Raw genomic sequence first — 15872 nt, 5'->3', positions numbered from 1 at the left:
CGTGGATTGGACGAATACTGCTCATGAAATACCACCGTGGTTTTACACTGCTGGAAATTATGTTGGTTCTGGTGGTCATTTCGCTGGGCAGTATGGTCGTCGTGATGTCACTGCCCAACAGGTCTCAGGATGAGGTGCAACAAACGGCAGAACGGCTTTACCAGCGATTGCAGCTTTTGAGTGAAGATGCGATTTTCAGTGGGCGGACTTATGGTCTTTATGTCGATGAGAAAAAACATGAGTTTCGCTTTTTACGGTTATCGGATAAAGGCTGGAAAGACCTTGAATCTCAGTCACCCATCAAAGGTAAGCTGACTGTCGAAGAGGGAACGACTTTCCGTTTTGAACGCGGTGGTGGCGTCTGGAATAATCCGGAGCGTCTGTTCAGTCAGGAATCTTTGTTTGAAGACATGGATTTTCCCGACCAGGACAAAGATGAGAAACCCATTCCGTCACCACAGGTCTTTATTCTCTCCAGTGGTGATATCACCCCATTTTCTATCCAGTTTTGGGCGGATTCTACACCCGATTCATTGTGGTTAGTGAAAACCTCTGAAGACGGCATTCTGCACATTCGGACTCCTTCGGATCAAGACGATGAAGCAAAGTAAGGGAATGACATTACTGGAAGTGCTGATTGCATTGGCTATCTTTGCAACGGCATCGATCAGCGTGATTAAAGCGGTCAGCCAACATGTCAATACAGTACACACACTCGAAGAAAAGATGTTTGCTGCCATGGTGGTTGATAATCAAATGGCTCGAATCATGCTTGCGCCGAAGACATTGTCTAATCAGGAAGGAACCGAAGAAATGGCGGGTACAACTTGGTATTGGAAAGTGTCTTTGGTTGAGACAAGCAACGATGTGCTGAAAGCCTTTGATGTGAGTGTTTCTCAAAGTAAATCCGGTCCGTCGGTGGTGATCGTAAGAAGTTATGTGGCAAATGAAGCGTCATAGTCGGGGATTCACTTTAATTGAGGTATTGGTCGCGCTGGCTATTTTGGCGAGTCTGACGATTGCTGCTTATCAGGTACTCAACCAAGTTCAGCGCAGCAATGTGGTCAGTAAGGAAAGTGAACAACGTTTGGGAGAAATTCAGAAGGCGTTGGCCATTATGGATAGTGATTTCCGCCAGATGGCATCCCGCCAGTTTCGTAATCAGGGAGAGGAACCCGGTTCCCAGTTATTCTGGATGCAGGACGGATTATTATCTTCAGATAGTGTCGGTATTCTTTTTACCCGACATGGCTGGGTGAACCCGCAAATGCAGTTCCCCCGTGGAGATATTATTAAAGTCGGCTACCGTTTAACCGGGGAGCGTTTGGAAAGAGTCTGGTGGCGTTATCCCGACACGGTTGCGGGAGATAATGGGATTGTTCGGCCATTATTGACACAGGTTGAATCGATAAGTTTTCGTTTATATCGTCATCATCAATGGGTTGACCAATGGGAAGACAAGGGTGTTTTACCGGAAGCAATCAGCGTAAAACTGACGCTGAAAGATTATGGGCAGATTGAGCGGATTTATCTGATTGCCGGAAGTGAGCTGAGTTTATCCAATGTATCCAAGTAGATCGTTGCAAAGGCAACGTGGTGTTGCCCTGATTCTGGTATTGCTGATATTGGCAATGATGGTTTCTATCGCCGCTACTATGTCTGAGCGTTTATTTACCCAGTACCACCGTGCGGGAAACCAAATCAGATATCAACAGGCATATTGGTATAGCCTCGGGGTTGAAGCCTTAGCCAAATCCGCGATTGAACAAAGTTACGAAGATAATGATGAGGCCGTTAATCTGAGCCAGCCTTGGGCTGTGAAAGATAAAAAATACCCGTTGGACTACGGTACTGTCGAAGGCAATATTAAGGATATGCAATCGTGCATTAACGTGAATGCCTTCGCTGGGATTAAATTGAGTCCAACGGATACCGGAGCACCTTACCTGGTGCAGGTATTACAACATCTGTTTGAAGCCGAAGGGATTGATAATTATCAGGCTGAGGTTGCTGCACACTCGACATGGGAATTTATTGATTCAGATCGCATCATTAATAGCGCCAGTGGTGTTGAAGACAGTTTCTACGAGTCGATGTCTCCTGCCTATGATCCACCGGACAGTTTATTGGCTGATGCAAGTGAGTTGCGTGCTGTTCAGGGTGTCAGTGGTGAAATAATGATGAAAAGTATGCCAAGTCTGTGTGCTTTGCCAACCAATGAGTGGCGGCTGAACGTCAATACCATTTCGGTGAAGCAGGCCAATATCTTAGTGGCGATGTTTTATCCTTATCTCAGTGAGTCATTGGCCGTTCAGTTAATTAAGGATCGTCCTTATTCGGGATGGGATAGTCTGGATGATTTCTGGGCACAAGGCGAGCTGAGCGGGCTGGATGAAACGATCAAATCCAATGCGACAGCTTTCCTTGGCGTTGATAGTAAGTATTTTGAATTGGATGCTCAGGTCATGGTTGATGATGCCCGGGTGAGAGTTCGGAGCTTAATGTTTAGTAAAGATAGAAAAACTGTGACGGTCATTCGCCGTCGCTATGGAGGAGAGCGTGAGCGAATATCTGCTCGTCCGGCTGAGTAAGCAACCCCAGGCCAAAGGGCATTGGTGGATCGGTGCTGAGCATGCGACAACGATTGAAAAGTCAGGAGACATAGCTTCCTGGACCAATATAGATGAGTTAGTTCCCCATGCTGAAGGGCGGCCGGTAATCGTCTTACTTTCTGGTGCTGATGTGGTGATGAAGACGGTTTCATTACCTGCTGGTGGTGCGCGTCAATATGAAAAAATGCTGCCATATTTAATTGAAGATGAATTAGCACAAGATGTGGATGGGCTGCATTTCTCGGTACTGGCGAAACAAGAGAATCAAGTTTATACCGTTGCGGTAGATCGGGACTGGCTCAGTTGTATTCTGGAACAGTTTGAAGCCTGTGGATTACAAGTAGAAAATGTTTTGCCGGATGTGTTGGCACTACCGACAGAAGAGAGCGCCACCGCAGTTCAATTGGGACATGAGTGGCTGATTCGTCAGGGGCAGTTTAGCGGTGTGTGTATTGAACATTCGTGGTTACCTATATTCACTCAGAATTATGACGATGGGAAGGAAAGTCCGGCCCTAGAGATTACATCTTACAGCCGGGCGCCTGAATTGAGTGATTCGAGTTCACAAGTCTGGACTGAGAAGCTGGTTGATTCCATTGACTTGCTGCTGTATCGCGGGGCTCTAAGCAGTCCGATCACGCTATTGACCGGTACATTTAAGAAATCTTCTTCGGTCATGAAATACTGGCAGGTTTGGCGCGGTAGTTTGATTGCTTTGGGCGCCTTGATGATTTTATTGCTGATCCATCATGCGGTTGATATCCGGCGCATGTCTCAAGAGGCCACTGCACTGAGAACCGAAAGTGAACATATTTTCAGAACGTTATTTCCGGAGCGGCACAAAATCCCGACGGTGAGTTATCTGAAAGGGCAGTTTACCAATGAGATTAAGACACTCTCTGGTGGCGAAGGGCAAGATTCTGCATTGTCCCTATTTACGTCGTTAGCAGAGACGATCGGCAGTAGCACCGGAATACAACTGCAACGGATTCATTATGATGGCGCCCGGGGCGATATTCGTATTGATGTGCGAGGGGCTGACTTTCCGGCAATTGAAGCAACGCGTCAGCAACTGTCCCAGAAGTTTGATGTACAACAAGGACCTCTCAATCGGGATAACAATCAGGTCTCAGGGTCTTTCATCTTAAAGAATAAGTAGGGAATCGGTATGAATCAATGGATGAATCGTGGCTATACTTGGTGGAAGACATTGTCCTCCAGAGAGCAGCGATTGTTACTGGTGACTGTCATTTTCAGTGTTTTGGCACTCCTGTATGGTGGGATTGTCCGTCCCATCCAAGAACAGCGAGTTCTGGCCCAAAATAAACTGACCGCAGAGCAAAATTTATATGCGTGGGTCAAAGACAAAGCGGATGTGTTGACTCAGCTTCGTGCGAGCGGTGGAAAGGGGACGGTGTCGAATGAACCGATGAATCAGGCTGTGGCAGGTTCTACCGGTAAATTTGGTATTCGGTTAATTCGCATGCAACCCAAAGGTGACGGCTTACAAATTTGGGTTGAACCGGTCTCGTTTAACCAGTTTATTGACTGGTTAGCCTTTTTACGGCAGCAGTATGGTATTCAGGTCATGGTCATGGATATCGACAAAGCGGAAAAAAATGGCATGGTTGATATAAAACGCCTGGAATTAGTTCGAGGTTAAATGAAGTGAAGAAAAAAATTATGTACGTCGTTGGTTTGTTGTTTGTGTTTGTGGTCAGTGTGCTGGCCCACTTACCGGCAAATATGGCTTTAAAGTTTATTCCTCAGCCCCGGGAGCTATTGTTGAGCGGCGTTGGTGGAACAATATGGCATGGCGAAGTTCAGTCGGCCAAATGGATGAACTATGATTTGGGCTCACTGGTATGGAATGTCCGGCCTCTTTCTTTGTTCAAGGGGAATATTGCTGCGGATATCGCTTTAGGCAAGCGGCATGAGGCTGCGTTACGCGGATCGGGAGAAGTCGGTATTGGTTTTTCCGGTATTTATGCCCGGGACTTGTCATTGACCGCGCCCGCCCGGTTTGTTGCCGAGAATATGCATTTACCTATGCCTGTCAGAGCGGATGGTGCATTCCGGCTTGTGATTGACAATTATCGATACCAGCCCCCGTTTTGTGCTCAGGGAGAAGGGCAAATCATTTGGACCAATGCACAGATTTCGATGCTCTCTCAATCGGTCCCATTGGAAAAAGTATCCGCCCAGCTTGCCTGTGAAAACGGCCGAATCAGTCTGAAAGGTCAGCAGTTGTCGGATGCACTACAAAGTGAGTATTCGATGGTGTTGACGCCACAGGATCAGTATGAGGTTCAAGGTTGGGTAAAACCGGGTGAACGTTTACCTAAAATGTTTAGTCAGTGGATTCAAACCTACGCATCGACAGATTCTCAAGGTCGATATTCATTTCAATCCAATGGAACCCTCACGAACTAAGCATCTTTCCATCGCTTATGATTCATGAATCATGCATTGGGGCATCAGCCCTTATGCATGAGAATTTCCTGCCAAGGCAGCGTCGGATCGCCAATCACAATAAAATTCGGATTTTCCAAAGTTTCTCTGAGGTTATAAGAGAGTGGCGAAAGTTTGGTACTCAGGATCTTCCCCCCGGCCTCTTCAACAATACATTGTGTTGCTGCGGTATCCCATTCGCCGGTTGGCCCCAGACGTAAATAACAGTCAACTGCGCCTTCTGCAACCAAACAAGCTTTTAATGCTGCAGAACCGAGCGGTACTAAGTCATAATTCCACTGGGTACTCAGTCGACTGGTGATCCGGTTGATATTTTGGCGACGGCTGATGGCAATTGAAATCGACTGACCGGGAAATTCATGCTGGTGAGTATGGATTCGCAAACTGTCGGATAAATCAGGGATCTTCCAGGCGCCTTTGCCCTGACAAGCATAGTATGTAACGCCAGATACCGGGCCATAAACCACGCCGATTACCGGTTGGTTGTCTTCAACCAGAGCGATGATTGTCGCAAAGTCACCACTACGAGCGATAAATTCCTGCGTCCCGTCCAGTGGATCAACTAACCAATAGCGAGACCATTCCGAACGTTTTTCCAGACTGATATCCGCGTCTTCTTCAGAGAGGACTGGAATGTCCGGTGTCAAGGCTTGGAGTTTTTCGGTAATGAGCTTATGTGCCGCTAAATCGGCACTCGTGACGGGGGTTTGATCGGACTTCGTGAATGCTTCGTAGGATTTTGTCTGGTAATAATCGAGAATCAGTTGCCCGGCAGAGCGGGCTATTTCAATGAGTTGTGGTAGCAGATGTGAATGATCCCGTTTCATAATGTATTCACCTCCGGAAGCAATTGATGTCGCTCCATATATTTTAAGGTGAGCAGCAGGGCCGTCACACTCCGGGCTTCGCAAAAGTCGAGATGTGTTAACAGCTCTTCAGCCTGAGATAACGGCCAACGAATGATTTCAAGCGGTTCTGGCTCATCACCAACGAGTTGCTCCGGGTATAAGTCTTGCGCGATAAACAGAGACATTTGTCCGGAAAAATAAGAGGGGGCGAGAATCAGATCTTTGAGATGAGTGAGCTGTTTCGCACCATATCCGACTTCTTCTTTGAGTTCTCGTACCGCCGCTTCTTCAGCATTCTCACCGGGGTCAATCAATCCTTTCGGAAAGCCCAGCTCATAGCGTTGTGTGCCTGCGGCAAATTCACGTACCAGCAGAATATCTCCCTGATCGGTTATGGGAACCATCATTACGGCATGGCGTCCGCTGGGGCGCATGCGTTCATAGGTGCGTTGTTCACCGTTGGAAAAACGCAGATCCAGAGATTCCACTGTAAAAAGACGCGATTGAGCAACCGTCGTGATATTCAGGATCTCTGGGTTTTTCTTGGACGTCATGCTGATATTCCTCCGTGATACTTATAGCTTAACTATATGAAAAAACTGATGGGGATGAAAACATTTGTCTGTCGATATTCACAATAGTTTTACCAACAAGAGTCACATAACAGAAAGTCGATGCCAAGGCATCGACTTTCTGTTGACATGTTTTAAAGCGGTCCACTTAGTAGTACGAGTGCTCACCACGGTCATGTTCGGTCAGATCCTTGACCGCATTCAGCTCACCGGCAAACTGCTCAAGCAGTTCTTTTTCGATGCCGTCTTTCAGGGTGACATCAACCATCGAACAACCATTGCATCCTCCACCAAATTGGATAATCGCAACACCGTCATCAGTAATTTCCAACAGTTGAATATGACCACCATGCCCGGCTAACTGAGGATTAACCTGGGTTTGGATGACATATTCAACACGATCAAGCAGTGGTGCATCATCGGCGACTTTACGCATCTTTGCATTTGGTGCTTTTAGAGTGAGCTGAGAACCCATTTTATCGGTCACATAGTCGATCACCGCATCTTCGAGAAAAGGAAGGCTCAGTTCATCAACATATGCCGAAAATGCCGAAAACGGGATTTCAGTATCAGCACTTTCTACCGCTTCAGGCGGACAATAAGAGACGCCACACTCAGCGTTCTGAGTACCGGGATTGACGACAAAGACCCGAATATTTGTCCCTTCCGGCTGTTGTTCGAGAAGTTTTGCGAAATGTTCCTGAGCGGATTCAGTAATAGTAATAGAATTTGACACGACGAATACCTGAGTAATTTTGTAGGCTATTAATTCACCATTTTACTCCTGAGAAATCAGAGATCCAATCCTTTTTACGGTAATTATTGATTGTGATATTCAGGAGTTCTGCATAAGCAATAAATATCAATGTATTCGACGCCAACTTCAAGCAATAGTTGGCATAATTGACTGATGGTACTCCCCGTTGTCACGACGTCATCAATGATCGCAATGTGTTTTGCCGTGGGGCGCTCGCGCAACATAAACGCTTTTCTCAGATTCCGTTCTCTTTCTCGTTTATGGAGTCCTTCTTGCGGTGGTGTTGCACGAACCCGTTGCAACAGTTTGCTTTGATAGGTGACGGCCAGTGTCTGACTGAGATGATGCGCCAGTAAGTCACTCTGGTTAAATCCGCGATAAAGGTAACGTCGCCAGTGCAGCGGAACCGGCAGTAATAGCGGGGCCGGAGAAGGTATAACTTGCGCCAAAAGTCTCGCGAGAGGCGGCATGAGCCAGAACTGTCGCCCATATTTTATTTGATGGATCATCGGTGCCAGCGGATAGGCATAATCGCCAAGACAATAAAGGGCGTTCCAAAGCGGCGGAGACTGAAGGCACTTCCCGCATTGGCTGGTTGAAAATGGCATCGACAAGCCGCATCGTGTACAACGGGGCGTGGGTTGAAAGTGTGCCAGACAGGTGGCACACCAGTGGTGTTCTCCGGCGGTTAATGGTAGCTCACAGAGTGCACATAATTGAGGGAGACGGCGACGGAAAGTCTGTTGAATGCGTTGCAATCGCATATGTTACTTCTCCGGTGGTTAAGAAAGGCGTTATATTGTACGGATGAACAAGGCGGCGAATGTATGAGTTTTGTAGGAGATAACGTGAACAGGGTTGCATCTTTGTACTGGCAGGTTGAAGGTCATGGAAAAGATCTGGTATTGGTCCACGGTTGGGGCATGAATGGGGGCGTCTGGCATCATATCGTTGATATTCTCAAACAAAATTTTCGCGTTCATGTTGTTGATTTACCGGGATATGGCCATAGTGCCGGTATTCATGCCGACACATTGGAAGAGATTGCTCAATTACTGATCCGGCAAGCGCCGAAGGATGCGATTTGGGTCGGCTGGTCGCTCGGCGGGTTGGTGGCGACGCATATTGCACTGCATCATACCGATTATGTCAGTCAGCTTGTGACGGTGGCCAGCTCGCCTAAATTTGCGGCTGAAAAAGGGTGGCGAGGTATTCAGCCACAAGTTTTGTCAGCGTTTACGGAACAACTGGTCGATGATTTCCAACTGACGATTGAGCGTTTTATGGCGCTGCAGGCGATGGGAAGCCCGACGGCCCGGCAAGATGTCAAACAGTTGAAACAAATGGTATTTTCTCGTCCGGCACCACAGCCGCAAGCGTTGATGGCGGGGTTAAATATGCTCGCGCATGTTGATTTGCGTGACCATATGGCCCGGATTCCCGTTCCGGTGTTACGCCTTTACGGCCGGCTCGATGGGTTGGTACCGGTACAGATTGCAGCACAATTGGACGAGATGGCACCGGACAGTCATTGCTATATTTTTCCCCAGTCTTCTCACGCGCCATTTATGACCGAAACAGAACAGTTTTGCCAGCAAATCCGCGGGTTCGCACAGTAGCTGAAGTTTGGCGATTGTCAGTTTTTTGTCATATTGTTTAAAATATCAGCGTTTGTTGTTAAATATTTGAACGGTTGGGTCGATATAGGTTCTAACTCATTCGGTGTTTGAATATTGAATGGGTCGGGCGATGCTGAAGGAGGTTTCGGCAATGATTGTGTCACCAAATAATATCAGTGTGCCACTTATCGCCCCATCGGTGAATGTGCCGACGGAACAGGCAGAGCATGACAATCGTGTCAGAGCGCCTGTCGTACCAACCGTACAACTGGAAAAAGCCAACGCAGAGCGGCGGTTGAAATCCGATGATAAGCAGCGCAAGCGCTCATCTTGGGATGCAGCAGAACATCCTCAGTATGAGATTGATTCTGAGCAGGAACAAGAAGTTGTGTCTTCCTATGAGGAAAAAGCACAAAGTGAGCTTGAGCGGCTTTTCAAATTGTTAGCTTTATCGACCTACAGTAAAGATCAGGGTAAAGGCTATACAATACGGTTCCGGTTACCGAAACACATCATTGATGCAGCGATAACCGAGGGACAGATGGCGCGAAGGCGGACGGTCATAAAATATCATTATGGTCATGCCATTGCTCCGAACACCCCTTCGGAGGTAATCGCAATATTGTAAACCTCAGTGTCACCGAGGAAGTCATATTGCTGCTATGAACTCCCTCACTTCATCTGAAGTGAGGGTTTTTTTATGAGAGAGATGAATTGCTGAAAAATAAGTTTCCCAGCCCAAGAGAATCGATTACTTTTTCGCTTTGGCAAAAGCTGCCGCGAAAGCGCCCCCCATCGCATTATTAGGTGCCGCCGTATCACGGCGCTGGGGTTTTTGCGCCGGACGCGCCGTTTGATTGCGCGCGGTTGCACGACTGGTTTGGCCCGGTTCATCTGACAGGCGCATCGACAGACCGATTCTCTTTCTCGCCACATCGACTTCCATCACTTTGACCTTGACGATATCACCGGCTTTGACCACTTCGCGCGGATCAGATACAAACCGATCTGTCAGGGCGGAGATGTGGACTAATCCGTCTTGGTGAACACCGATATCGACAAACGCGCCAAAGTTGGCCACATTGGAGACGACGCCTTCGAGTACCATGCCCGGCTCCAGATCAGCGATTTCATGAATGTCATCAGCAAACGTCGCGGTTTTAAACTCAGGCCGGGGATCGCGGCCGGGTTTATCGAGTTCTTTGATAATGTCGGTGACTGTCGGCAATCCGAAATGCTCATCGGTGTAATCTCTTGCATTGAGACTTCTGAGAAACTCGGTATTGCCAATCAACGCTTTCATCTCTTGCTGATTGCTCTTAGCAATGGCAGAAACTACCGGATAAGCCTCAGGGTGAACCGCTGAAGCATCCAGCGGGTTTTTCCCGTCCATTATTCTCAAAAAGCCAGCACACTGCTCGAATGCTTTGGGGCCGAGCCGGGGGACTTTCTTCAGGGTTGTGCGGCTCTCAAAGCGGCCATTTTCGTTCCGAAAAGCCACGATGTTATCTGCCAGTGTTGCAGAGAGCCCGGCAACACGAGTAAGCAAGGCCGGAGAAGCGGTGTTGACATCGACGCCGACGGCATTCACACAGTCTTCTACCACCGCGTCCAGACGCTTCGCAAGGAGTGACTGATTGACATCATGCTGGTACTGGCCGACTCCGATCGACTTCGGATCGATTTTAACCAACTCAGCCAGTGGATCTTGTAATCGTCGGGCAATCGATACTGCGCCACGTAGTGAAACGTCCATATCCGGAAATTCTTTGGCTGCCAGCTCAGAGGCAGAATAGACTGACGCGCCGGCTTCACTGACGACAATTTTTTGCACTTTGAGATTTCCCCGTTTGATCAGATCTGCGGCAAACAGATCGGTTTCACGCGAAGCGGTGCCGTTGCCGATCGCAATCAAATCAACATTGAATTTGCGCACCAGTCCGTCAATGATTTCAATGGATTTTTCATACTGCTTTTGCGGCTGATGGGGATAAATAGCCGTGGTTGCCAGTACCTTGCCGGTGGCATCGACAACGGCCACTTTACAGCCGGTACGCAAACCGGGATCCAGCCCAAGGGTCGCCCGTGGCCCTGCGGGAGCAGCCATCAGCAGATCTTTCAGATTGGTGGCGAAGACATCAATCGCTTCGATTTCAGCACGCTCTTTCATGGCGGACATCAGTTCGGTTTCCATATGCATGGAAACTTTTATCCGCCATGCCCAGCTGATGACTTGCTGACGCCATGCATCAGCCGGGGCGTCACTGAGATGCAGCCCGTAATGTTGTGCGATCAGGGTTTCGCAGTAAGAGCCGCGACGGCCTTCTTCTTGCTCCGGATCTGCATTGAGTGCCAGTGATAAAATGCCTTCATTACGGCCTCGTAACATGGCAAGTGCACGGTGAGAAGGGACTTTACTGATTGGCTCCTGATGCTCAAAATAATCTTTGAATTTCTCTCCTTCTTGCGCTTTGCCGTCGATTAGCGTCGAGACGAGCACCGCATGTTTGAGTAAATACTGGCGCAATTTTTCCAGAAGATTGGCATCTTCTGCGATCCGTTCCATCAGAATCGCCCGAGCGCCATCTAAGGCCGCTTTCGTATCATTGATACCCTGCTCGGGATTCAGATAAGCTTGTGCAGCTTGTTCCGGTTCGGTTTGCGGCTGTTCCCAGAGCTGATCGGCAAGCGGCGCCAAGCCGGCTTCAATGGCTATCTGTCCTTTGGTACGGCGTTTGGGTTTGTAAGGCAAGTAGAGATCTTCCAAGCGGGTTTTGCTGTCCGCCTGAATAATATCCTGCTCTAGCTCGGGGGTCAGTTTGCCTTGCTCTTGAATCGATTTCAGAATGGTCTGACGGCGGTCATCCATTTCGCGTAAATAGGAAAGCCGCGAGTCCAGTGTCCGTAGTTGGGTGTCGTCCAGCCCGCCCGTGACTTCTTTCCGGTAACGGGCGATAAAAGGGACGGTGCTGCCGTCGTCAATCAGGTTAACAGCGGCAATAACTTGTTCAGGGCGTACATTCAGCTCTGAAGCAATCGTATGACAGATAGCTTGGCTCATCCGTATATTTCTCTCTCGATGTCGTTAGTCTTGTCTATATTCGATGCGGTTGATAAACCACGCTTTCGGCCCTTGAGGCGTTTCTACCGTGAATTCATCGTCAGGTTCTTTTTTGAGCAGTGCCCGGGCCATTGGTGAGTCAATCGAAATGTAATTTTTGGCATCCCCGTAAATTTCATCCGGGCCAACAATACGAAAACAGCGTGTCTCACCGTCATCATTTTCAATTTCGACCCATGCTCCGAAAAAGACCTTGCCGTCCTGCTGGGGCGAGTAATCAATGATTTTGACTTGTTCCAGCCGTTTACGCAGATAACGGACACGCCGATCAATTTCCCGCAGGCGTTTTTTGTTGTATTGGTAATCTGCATTTTCACTCCGATCCCCGAGACTCGCCGCCCAAGTCACTTTTTGGGTCACCTCGGGGCGCTCTTTCTGCCAGAGAAAGTCGAGTTCTTGTTTCAGGCGATTATAGCCTTCACGGGTTATCAGGTTGGTTTTCATCAGTGGTGATTCATCGCAGATAGTGTTCGTTTATGGGGCTATACCTTAGCGAAAAATCGTAAAAAGGTTAATGGTTGTTTATCTGAGATGACGAAAGCTTGACGTACTCCGCCTTAACTATGCAGATTCTCTGGTGTTTTTGTTACACGTTTTTACAGAAGAAGAGGGGACATTAGTAGATATTCATATGTTCTGTTTATGTGGTGTAGTACTATCCGTTTAAAAATAACATCCATATAAAAATAACCTCCAACGTCATCGGCTTTTGTCAGAAAGGATACTGAGGAAAGCACTATGTCTAAATTAACCATCAAATCGCGTGTATATGCACTGTCTATTCTTCCCTTGCTATTGATTACGTTTGGGATGATTTTTATTTCATATCAACAAATGTCTGAGTTGAATCATCATCAACAGCAGTTGATTCAGCAACGATTGACTGAACAGAAACGGTCTGAGCTCAAGGCATATATTGATATTATTGATACTTCTTTAACGACGCTCAAAGAGCGTCATGCTGACCGACAAGATGTGGTTGAGACACTTTCTCGGATTCGTTTTGGTGACAATGGGTATGTGTTTGGATACGACAGCAAAGGGAATCGTTTTTTCTTAGGGGATACCGGTAAGGACATTGGTGAAAATTTCTGGGGCATGAAAGATACCAAGGGTAACTTCCTGATTCAAAATTTGATCAAACAAGCGAAGAATGGCGGAGGATTTTCGAGCTACTTTTTCCCGAAACCGGGTGAGAAAGTTGCTTCGGAAAAGCTGAGCTATTCTGTCTATGAACCGCAGTGGGATATGATCATCGGGATCGGTTTTTATATTGATGATGTGGAAGCGCTCACATCGCAAATGGCGGCCAGATCCGAGCAGGAAATGAAGCGGAGCTTTGTGTGGATGGCTTCCATTGGCGGGGGAATGTTGTTCATTGTGGCGATATTCACCATTCTGTTCAGTCGCGGTATTTTGGTGCCATTAAAACGATTTGACCAGTCGATTGCCCGGTTTGCCAATGGTGATGCTGATTTAACGGCCCGGATGGAAGTGTATTCGATTCCTGAATATGCTTCGCTGAGCCAGAATTTCAACCGCTTCGTCGAAAACCTCCAAAATATTATTCGTCAGCTGAGAGTGAGCAGTGATGTCATCAGTGATGAAAGCGGACGGATGCTTGAGCGTTCCAATCAGGTCGATCGGTTATCCAATACACAACGTGAAGAAACTGAGCAGGTTGCAACTGCAGTGACAGAAATGACGGCGACTGCCCATGATATTTCTCAGAATGCTTCCAGTGCTGCGTCTGCTGCACAGTCTGCCGATGGTAAAGCGAAAGAAGCGATGACCACTGTCGACTCCGCCGTTGATTCTGTCGCAGTTTTAGCGCGGAAGCTGGAATCTGCAAATGAGGTGATGGATAAGCTCGAAAGCAATGTCAGTAATATCTCCTCTTCACTGGATGTCATTCAGGATATTGCTGAGCAGACCAACTTACTGGCGCTCAATGCTGCCATTGAAGCGGCCCGGGCCGGTGAGCAAGGACGGGGATTTGCGGTGGTTGCCGATGAAGTGAGGAAACTGGCCAGCCGGACGCAACAGAGTACCGGTGATATTCACCACATCATTGAGCAATTGAAAGGTGCCACTCAGGAAGCGGTTCAGTCGATGCTGGACAGTCGTTCTCAAAGTGAAGATACGGTTGCAAAAGCGCATCAGGCCAGCCGTGCGTTGACCGAAATTATTGAGTCGGTCAGTATGATTATGGATATGAACACCTTGATTGCGACTGCTACCGAAGAGCAGAGTCAGGTGGGGCAGAATATTTCTGAACGCGTTGTGATTATCTCTGAGCAAAGTTTACGAGTGGCCGATGTCACGGATGAAAACCGTCAAGGCAGTCGTGATTTGCGGGATCAGACGCAAGAGCTTAAATCACTGGTGGATCGATTTAGCGTATAGGCGACTTTCGGGCATTAAATGCTTCGGAAATTAAACCCTCAAGTCGGTCTGTTGAGCAGGCCGATTTTTTTATATCAAAATAAAACCACCGCCTCTGTGGGCGGTGGTTGTGTATTCACTCAAGCGGGGAGATTATTTTTGCTCCCGGGCAATGGCGCGGTAACCGATATCATTGCGGTAGAACACGCCATCCCATTGAATCTGCTTGGCTAAGGCATAAGCACGTTGCTGTGCTTCCAAGACTGTATTGCCTAATGCTGTTGCACAAAGGACGCGTCCGCCATGAGTCACCACTTGACCGTCTTTTTCGCATGTACCGGCATGGAAGACTTTTTCACCTTCGGTGTCGGTTTGTGGTAAGCCTGAAATGACATCACCTTTGTTGTAATCACCGGGGTAGCCACCCGCAGCTAAAACAATCCCGATTGATGCGCGCTCGTCCCATTTGGACTCAGCTTGATCAAGGTTACCTGCAATTGCGATTTGGCAAAGTTCAACTAAATCTGACTGAAGACGCATCATGATCGGCTGCGTTTCCGGATCACCAAAGCGGCAGTTGTACTCGATCACTTTGGGATTACCTTGGCCGTCGATCATCAGACCGGCATACAAAAATCCGGTGTATGGATGGCCTTCTGCGGCCATGCCTTCTACCGTCGGATAAATGACCTGTTCCATGATGCGGTCATGAATGTCTTGCGTAACGACGGGGGCCGGAGAATATGCGCCCATACCACCTGTATTTGGCCCGGTATCCTGATCGCCGACCCGTTTATGGTCCTGACTGGTCGCCATTGGCAGGACGTTCTTACCGTCAACCATCACGATGAAGCTGGCTTCTTCGCCTTCCAGAAACTCTTCGATCACCACCCGGCTTCCTGCATTGCCAAAGGCATTACCAGCCAGCATGTCCTGAATCGCATCTTCAGCTTCTTGCAACGTCATGGCAACGATCACACCTTTCCCGGCGGCAAGCCCATCGGCTTTTACCACGATTGGTGCACCTTTTTCCCGGACATAAGCCAGAGCCGGCTCGATCTCGGTGAAATTGGCATAATCGGCGGTCGGAATCTGGTGGCGTGCCAGAAAGTCTTTGGTAAAAGCTTTGGAGCCTTCGAGTTGTGCCGCCCCTTTTGTCGGACCAAAAATGGGCAGGCCGGCGGCACGGAAGGCATCAACGACACCGATGACTAACGGCGCTTCCGGGCCAACAATGGTTAAATCGATCGCATTTTGCTGCGCGAAAGTCACTAAACCGGCAATGTCTTCAACGTCAATACTGACATTTTTGACTTTTTTCTCCAGCGCAGTGCCGGCATTACCGGGCGCAACAAAGATCGTTTCAACCTGTGGGTTTTGCGCGACTTTCCAGGAGAGTGCATGTTCACGTCCACCAGAACCGATAACAAGTACGTTCATAATGATGAATTCCTGTGTTCAAGTTGTTTGCCTTAATCAAAGACAA

The 15872-nt window shown here is 48.2% G+C and carries 17 protein-coding genes; 10 read left to right on the top strand and 7 right to left on the bottom strand.

The features are described from left to right. The first annotated feature begins 23 nt into the window (after positions 1-23). Genes gspH through OCV37_RS14130 form a run of 7 tightly spaced genes read left to right on the top strand, consistent with a single transcriptional unit; the run spans position 24 to position 5045 of the window. The gene (gspH, locus tag OCV37_RS14160; protein ID WP_038185904.1) at positions 24-611 is read left to right on the top strand and encodes a type II secretion system minor pseudopilin GspH; all 588 of its coding nucleotides are present in this window, start codon (positions 24-26) and stop codon (positions 609-611) included. Beyond that, positions 598-960 carry a type II secretion system minor pseudopilin GspI gene (gene gspI, locus OCV37_RS14155; protein ID WP_038185907.1) on the top strand — a complete coding sequence of 121 codons (363 nt, stop codon included), beginning with the start codon at positions 598-600 and terminating at the stop codon, positions 958-960. The genes gspH and gspI overlap by 14 nt, the downstream gene beginning before the upstream one ends. Beyond that, positions 938-1576, top strand: coding sequence for a type II secretion system minor pseudopilin GspJ (gene gspJ / locus OCV37_RS14150; protein WP_038185910.1), 639 nt, complete (start codon positions 938-940; stop codon positions 1574-1576). Before gspI ends, gspJ begins: the two co-directional genes overlap by 23 nt. Beyond that, on the top strand, positions 1563-2591 hold the full coding sequence (gene gspK / locus OCV37_RS14145; protein WP_038185913.1) for a type II secretion system minor pseudopilin GspK: 1029 nt from the start codon (positions 1563-1565) through the stop codon (positions 2589-2591). Before gspJ ends, gspK begins: the two co-directional genes overlap by 14 nt. Further along, positions 2560-3771: a type II secretion system protein GspL gene (gene gspL / locus OCV37_RS14140; protein WP_038185916.1), complete on the top strand. Its 1212-nt coding sequence runs from the start codon at positions 2560-2562 to the stop codon at positions 3769-3771. Before gspK ends, gspL begins: the two co-directional genes overlap by 32 nt. Positions 3772-3780: 9 nt before the next feature. Then, a complete protein-coding gene (gene gspM / locus OCV37_RS14135) occupies positions 3781-4275 on the top strand; it encodes a type II secretion system protein GspM (protein WP_038185920.1) in 495 nt (164 codons plus the stop codon). Between the two features lie 5 nt (positions 4276-4280). Further along, entirely contained in the window at positions 4281-5045 is a 765-nt protein-coding gene (locus OCV37_RS14130; protein ID WP_157635100.1) for a type II secretion system protein N, read from the top strand. 44 nt (positions 5046-5089) lie between these two features. On the opposite strand, the gene cysQ is transcribed toward OCV37_RS14130, so the two are convergent. From cysQ to OCV37_RS14110, 4 genes are all read right to left on the bottom strand, one after another. Further along, a complete protein-coding gene (cysQ, locus tag OCV37_RS14125) occupies positions 5090-5911 on the bottom strand; it encodes a 3'(2'),5'-bisphosphate nucleotidase CysQ (RefSeq protein ID WP_038185925.1) in 822 nt (273 codons plus the stop codon). After that, entirely contained in the window at positions 5908-6486 is a 579-nt protein-coding gene (gene nudE / locus OCV37_RS14120) for an ADP compounds hydrolase NudE (RefSeq protein ID WP_038185927.1), read from the bottom strand. Before nudE ends, cysQ begins: the two co-directional genes overlap by 4 nt. A gap of 166 nt (positions 6487-6652) precedes the next feature. After that, entirely contained in the window at positions 6653-7240 is a 588-nt protein-coding gene (gene nfuA, locus OCV37_RS14115) for a Fe-S biogenesis protein NfuA (RefSeq protein ID WP_038185929.1), read from the bottom strand. A gap of 83 nt (positions 7241-7323) precedes the next feature. Further along, a complete protein-coding gene (locus tag OCV37_RS14110; RefSeq protein WP_038185931.1) occupies positions 7324-8025 on the bottom strand; it encodes an amidophosphoribosyltransferase in 702 nt (233 codons plus the stop codon). A 63-nt stretch (positions 8026-8088) separates the two neighbouring features. Here OCV37_RS14110 and bioH point away from each other — a divergent pair, with 63 nt between their 5' ends. Further along, positions 8089-8880, top strand: coding sequence for a pimeloyl-ACP methyl ester esterase BioH (gene bioH / locus OCV37_RS14105; protein ID WP_051680905.1), 792 nt, complete (start codon positions 8089-8091; stop codon positions 8878-8880). A gap of 151 nt (positions 8881-9031) precedes the next feature. Then, the gene (locus OCV37_RS14100; RefSeq protein ID WP_038186077.1) at positions 9032-9508 is read left to right on the top strand and encodes a hypothetical protein; all 477 of its coding nucleotides are present in this window, start codon (positions 9032-9034) and stop codon (positions 9506-9508) included. Between the two features lie 123 nt (positions 9509-9631). Here the strand turns inward: OCV37_RS14100 and OCV37_RS14095 are convergent, their stop codons facing one another. Further along, positions 9632-11941 (bottom strand): Tex family protein, encoded by a 2310-nt coding sequence (locus OCV37_RS14095; RefSeq protein ID WP_038185933.1) that lies wholly within the window; start codon positions 11939-11941, stop codon positions 9632-9634. A 24-nt stretch (positions 11942-11965) separates the two neighbouring features. Further along, positions 11966-12445 carry a transcription elongation factor GreB gene (gene greB / locus OCV37_RS14090; RefSeq protein WP_038185935.1) on the bottom strand — a complete coding sequence of 160 codons (480 nt, stop codon included), beginning with the start codon at positions 12443-12445 and terminating at the stop codon, positions 11966-11968. Between the two features lie 294 nt (positions 12446-12739). On the opposite strand from greB, the gene OCV37_RS14085 reads away from it, so the two are divergent. Beyond that, on the top strand, positions 12740-14407 hold the full coding sequence (locus tag OCV37_RS14085; protein ID WP_038185938.1) for a methyl-accepting chemotaxis protein: 1668 nt from the start codon (positions 12740-12742) through the stop codon (positions 14405-14407). Between the two features lie 132 nt (positions 14408-14539). On the opposite strand, the gene purD is transcribed toward OCV37_RS14085, so the two are convergent. Then, complete coding sequence (gene purD, locus OCV37_RS14080; RefSeq protein WP_038185941.1) at positions 14540-15826, bottom strand: phosphoribosylamine--glycine ligase; 1287 nt, start codon at positions 15824-15826, stop codon at positions 14540-14542. Positions 15827-15872 lie beyond the last annotated feature (46 nt).

This window comes from Vibrio rhizosphaerae, assembly GCF_024347095.1.
Lineage (GTDB): Bacteria > Pseudomonadota > Gammaproteobacteria > Enterobacterales > Vibrionaceae > Vibrio > Vibrio rhizosphaerae.
Note: the sequence above shows the minus strand (reverse complement) of the source record. Positions and strands in the feature narration are given on the sequence as shown.

What these genes read in the sequence shown, in the direction of transcription:
- gspH (WP_038185904.1), top strand. Translation starts at nt 24, where the DNA reads ATGAAATACCACCGTGGTTTTACACTGCTGGAAATTATGTTGGTTCTG.
- gspI (WP_038185907.1), top strand. Translation starts at nt 598, where the DNA reads ATGAAGCAAAGTAAGGGAATGACATTACTGGAAGTGCTGATTGCATTG.
- gspJ (WP_038185910.1), top strand. Translation starts at nt 938, where the DNA reads ATGTGGCAAATGAAGCGTCATAGTCGGGGATTCACTTTAATTGAGGTA.
- gspK (WP_038185913.1), top strand. Translation starts at nt 1,563, where the DNA reads ATGTATCCAAGTAGATCGTTGCAAAGGCAACGTGGTGTTGCCCTGATT.
- gspM (WP_038185920.1), top strand. Translation starts at nt 3,781, where the DNA reads ATGAATCAATGGATGAATCGTGGCTATACTTGGTGGAAGACATTGTCC.
- cysQ (WP_038185925.1), bottom strand. Translation starts at nt 5,911, where the DNA reads ATGAAACGGGATCATTCACATCTGCTACCACAACTCATTGAAATAGCC.
- nudE (WP_038185927.1), bottom strand. Translation starts at nt 6,486, where the DNA reads ATGACGTCCAAGAAAAACCCAGAGATCCTGAATATCACGACGGTTGCT.
- OCV37_RS14110 (WP_038185931.1), bottom strand. Translation starts at nt 8,025, where the DNA reads ATGCGATTGCAACGCATTCAACAGACTTTCCGTCGCCGTCTCCCTCAA.
- bioH (WP_051680905.1), top strand. Translation starts at nt 8,089, where the DNA reads ATGAGTTTTGTAGGAGATAACGTGAACAGGGTTGCATCTTTGTACTGG.
- OCV37_RS14100 (WP_038186077.1), top strand. Translation starts at nt 9,032, where the DNA reads ATGATTGTGTCACCAAATAATATCAGTGTGCCACTTATCGCCCCATCG.
- OCV37_RS14095 (WP_038185933.1), bottom strand. Translation starts at nt 11,941, where the DNA reads ATGAGCCAAGCTATCTGTCATACGATTGCTTCAGAGCTGAATGTACGC.
- greB (WP_038185935.1), bottom strand. Translation starts at nt 12,445, where the DNA reads ATGAAAACCAACCTGATAACCCGTGAAGGCTATAATCGCCTGAAACAA.
- OCV37_RS14085 (WP_038185938.1), top strand. Translation starts at nt 12,740, where the DNA reads ATGTCTAAATTAACCATCAAATCGCGTGTATATGCACTGTCTATTCTT.
- purD (WP_038185941.1), bottom strand. Translation starts at nt 15,826, where the DNA reads ATGAACGTACTTGTTATCGGTTCTGGTGGACGTGAACATGCACTCTCC.